This window comes from Planktothrix sp. FACHB-1355, assembly GCF_014748295.1.
Lineage (GTDB): Bacteria > Cyanobacteriota > Cyanobacteriia > Cyanobacteriales > Aerosakkonemataceae > Aerosakkonema > Aerosakkonema funiforme_A.
Map to the genome: position 1 here is coordinate 1 of NZ_JACJUP010000745.1, position 3,580 is coordinate 3,580.

3 protein-coding genes are annotated in these 3,580 nt (G+C 40.4%); all 3 read right to left on the reverse strand.

Features of this window, described 5'->3' with window-relative positions:
* Positions 1-1,285, reverse strand: a 1,285-nt coding sequence (locus H6S82_RS24155; RefSeq protein ID WP_191056828.1) for a tetratricopeptide repeat protein, incomplete at its 3' end; no start/stop codon positions are given.
* A gap of 203 nt (positions 1,286-1,488) precedes the next feature.
* Positions 1,489-2,037, reverse strand: coding sequence for a hypothetical protein (locus H6S82_RS24160; protein ID WP_190471150.1), 549 nt, complete (start codon positions 2,035-2,037; stop codon positions 1,489-1,491).
* Between the two features lie 80 nt (positions 2,038-2,117).
* The coding region (locus H6S82_RS24165) for a DUF4407 domain-containing protein (protein WP_191056829.1) at positions 2,118-3,580 on the reverse strand (1,463 nt) is incomplete at its 5' end.

The following is a 3,580-nucleotide window of genomic DNA, read 5'->3' on the forward strand; positions in this document are numbered from 1 at the left end:
TAAATTCTCGTGCAATATCTAAGCTTTGCTGTACGTATTCAATTGCTTGTTGATAGTTACCCAGGTTAGCAAAAGCAGCTCCCAAATTACCTAAAACTTCTGCTTCTTTTTGGCGTTCTTTGAGTTCGCGCAGGATTACTAAGCTCTGTTGGTAATACTCAATCGCTTTTTTATTGTCTGCTGAGGTAGCGTAAACAGCACCAATGTTCGCTAGAACTTCGGCTTCCCCCAGTCGGTCTTTTATTTCTCTTGCAATGGCTAAAGACTGTTCGTGATACTTAATCGCTTGGATATTATTTGATAGAGCATTGTAAACACTACCCAGCGTGGCTAAAGCCTGTGCCTCACCTTGACGATTTTTAATTTCTTGTGCAACTAGCAGTTCTTGCTGAGCAGTCTCAATTGCTTGGGTATAGTTCCCCAACTCATAGTAAGTAGTTGCTAAAATATGTAAACATACCAGTTCTCCTTCTCGTTCCTTGATTACTCGATAAAAATTTAACGCCTGTTGCCAAGAGTGAATGGCAGCTTCTAATTGATTGGTTTCATACTGTTCAGCACCTTGCTTCAGTAGTCGATCGGCTGCTTTTTTCCGAGTACTAGATAGCATTTCCACGACAAACTCTTCTGCTTCTTTATTCTGGGCGTGCCGTAGAATCGCTAAACTCTGTTCAAGATAATCAATTGCTTTATTATAATCTTGCATAGCAACATAAACAATTCCCATACTTCCTAACGCGACTCCCTCTTTTGAAGGGTCTTTGACTTCCCGATAAATAGCCAGCACTTGTTCCCAAGTCTGTATTGCAGATTCAAACTGATTGTTTTGAAGATATTGAACCCCTTGCTGTGATAAAGAATCTCCTAAATTGCTCAGAGCTTTTTTCTCTAACTCACGGTCAGGAATTTCCCGCGCCATTGCCAAACTTTGCTGTAAGAATTCAATCGCTTTAGTGTAATTTTTCAGACCCTTATAGGCTAGCCCCAAATTATGGAGAGCTTTCGCCTCTCCCAAACGGTTCTTAGTTTCTCGATAAGTATCTAATGCCTTTTGACAAAACTGCAAAGCTGCTTCAAATTGGTTAGTTTGCAGTTGTTCTCTACATGGATTCAATAAGCTGTCTGCTTCTGACTGATTAGCCTCTGAAGTTTGAGCTAACGTTTGTAGCTGTGTGAATCGCGTTGGTACAGATGAAGAGGATGGCATTGCAACAGCCGCTAGGAGGGCAGCGATACCTACGGTAAGCTTCGCTAAAGCACTCAGACCAATTTTCTGTAATCGCATAGCAGTCAATCCATTATAGGCAGAGCATTAATCACAGTATTCCCACAAGGCAAGTAAAAAGCACATATAGATGGTAGAAAATCGACTACAACAGCCAAAAGGTAACTAATCTCAGCCCAAAGCCCGAAAAATCGCACCTCTGGCAGCGAGAGATGCGATCGCTCAGGGTATGGCACTAGGATAAAGCCGTAAATCCTGACAATTTAAATTCCCTCTGAGACTATGTTTTTTAGTTTCTTAACAAGCTGCTGCTGGAAATCTGAGAAATTTTCCAAATCCCTTTCAAGTTGCTTAGTTCGGATTTCCCTTGCCTTAGCATTGGGTATTTTCGCTGCTACCTCCAATTTTTCCACAATAGTGTTAATCAAATTCTCAAAAGTTTTGTCAATTTGCTCGGTTGCTGCTGCGGCTCTGTTCATCTTGGATTCTAGAGCTTTTGTGTCTCTATCTTCCTTTGACCTTTTGCGATAATCTTCACAGTAATCAGCCAGATCCTGAAGTTGCGTTCTTCTGACTAGAGTTAATGCCGATCGCAGAAACTCAACTTCAGCTTGTACGGAACTGGCATCGCCCAGAGCGATCGCACGTTTTACGGACGCAGGAAGTGAGATATTTCCGTAGATTAAAGAGCCATTTCTACGAGGTACAATCTGACTGGCATAATCTACGGCCCTGGCAAGTGCAGATGAGTTGTTTGCATCTAAGTCGTCAATTATTCTTGAGTTTTCACGCTCTAAGTTGTTGTCGTTCATGGTTGTATTTCTCCATTAAATTAGTCAAAGCTTTAAACATTGGATTGAACTGACTGAAATCTAGGAGACTTCAGGTTTGTTTATTCCAGATTCTTACCATTTTCGGAATCATCCTCCTCTTTATAATCGTCAACAGCCTTTTGGAAATTATTTAAATCCTTTTCCAAATCCTCTAATTCTGCATCCTTAATAGAATTTTTTAGCTTCTCTGACAAAGTTTCATTCAAGATATCCTGTTTGAATTGCTTAATCCTTTCGTTAATCTCGCGACCGGAAATACTTATCTCCTGAGCGTAATTGGCTAATACTCTCTCGATTTGTTTTTCGATGCGATCGAGGACTTTTGTCCTAATAGACTTCAAACTTTCACTTCGGTCAGACAAAAGCTCTTTTAACATCAAGTTAAACTGCTGGAACATAACCTGGCTGACCTGTGACCGCATTTCTACATAAGCAAACTTTTTGTTTTCAGCTTCAGAGTCTTTAATCTCCTTCATAATGGGAAAGTTAGCTTCAACTTCATAGTCGATCAACTCCAAATCTTTCTCAGTAGATTTGGTATAACGGTGGATGGAAGTTTTTTCCAGACTTTCCAGTGCTGCATCATAAGTTCCATAGGAAGACATGATTTTGACGAGGATTGGTGAAGTCTCAATCATTATGAAAAGCAAGGTCACAAAGAGGTTAATATTAGCAATGGCTCGATCTTTTTCACTGAGACTTTCAAGGGTTTTGAGTCGCATCAGTAAACCATCTGACTTTTGCTGTTTTTCTTCAATCTCTGTTAGTCTCTTCTGGATATCTTGCTCAACCTGATCGATTTCAGCTTGGATACTTGCCAAATCTCGTTCGAGCTTTGTATTCTCTGATGCTACTTCTGCTTCAACTTTGTTTAAGTTTATTTCCAGTGCTTTTCCAATATCACCTATTCCCTGTTTTCCTGAACTTCCAAGTTGCCGACACCTGTCTGAAGAACTACCGGAAATTTCACAGTTGTAAGCTTGACGTGCTTGTTCAAGTCGTTCGTTATTTTGATTTTTTTCCTGATTTTTCTGGTTTAAGGCGGCAGAGAGTTCCGCTAACCGTGAACTTTGACGAATTTCTTTCTCCCTTTGTCCGAAAATTAAGGCATTATTGTTAGCGATTTCGGACTCAATTTCTTTGTCGAAAATCTTGATTTCCAGAGGTTTAGTAATCACTAACGCTAGCAAAACTGCTAAACTTAACCGAGGGACAGCGCTTGTTAGGGCTTCTCCCAACCCCAGGATATTCTGCTTCCAACCTTTTCGGTGTTTCTTTTTCAGATTGATGATAAAAAGTCGATCGAGATTACCGATTAATCCTAAACCCCAGAATAAACCAAAGATTGCTGAAAGGCCAACAGAACTAAAGACCGTGAAGAAGGCATAGCCACCAGAGAAAGAAGCTAAAATGGCGGTGAATAATACTGTTAAGCCAATTGAGGCATATTTATTTCTTTCCGCAGCACAGTCTTCTCTCGCTAGTATTTTTTCATTGGCACCAGCCCAGTAAAACAGAAATT

Coding starts and splice junctions, on each gene's coding strand:
- H6S82_RS24160 (WP_190471150.1), bottom strand. CDS start 2,037: ATGAACGACAACAACTTAGAGCGTGAAAACTCAAGAATAATTGACGAC.